Origin of the sequence: Amycolatopsis thailandensis (assembly GCF_002234405.1) — a bacterium.
GTDB lineage: Bacteria > Actinomycetota > Actinomycetes > Mycobacteriales > Pseudonocardiaceae > Amycolatopsis > Amycolatopsis thailandensis.
In genome coordinates this window covers 1-529 of sequence record NZ_NMQT01000421.1, presented here as the reverse complement: position 1 = coordinate 529, position 529 = coordinate 1, and the positions used below count along the sequence as shown (strand labels likewise).

Here is a 529-nt window from a genome sequence, read left to right as displayed (position 1 = left end):
ATCCGTGATGATCCGCCGCAGCACGGTGTCCGCGCTCGACGCGATCTTCCGCGCCAACGGCGCCGGGATGGAGCCGTGTCCCGCCAACTCCCCCGGATCCTCGTTGAGGCCGAGATAGGTCGCCAGGTCCATGTAGAGGAACACCTCCGACCGCTCACCAGCGCCGCCTTGGCCGCTCAACAGGAGGTCCAGGGCGACATCGGCACGCAACTGATCCAAGGTTCGGGTCTCACCGCCTGCCTTGAGGGCACGTGCCCCGCGGTCGATCCGGGTGTAGGCGGCGGCCACCTTCTCGACCGGGCCGTCCTCGATCTCGATCGAGGCGACCCCCGTCCCGCCGTGGCGCATCCGCAGCCGGCGACCCGCACGGTTGTGCTCGGCACGCCGGGACGCACCCTCCGGATCGACCGTCGTCGCGACGCGATTGACCGCCCGCCGGATCTGAGCCGTGTTCTTCCCCGCCAATCGGTCTTCCAGCAGGGCATCCGCCGCCAGGGCGTTGTCGTCCGACAGCCACGCGGTCGCGGCG

1 pseudogene is annotated in these 529 nt (G+C 70.3%); it reads right to left on the bottom strand.

From position 1 onward, the window contains the following. Positions 1-529, bottom strand: a pseudogene (locus CFP71_RS43255) (HNH endonuclease); the annotation flags it as partial.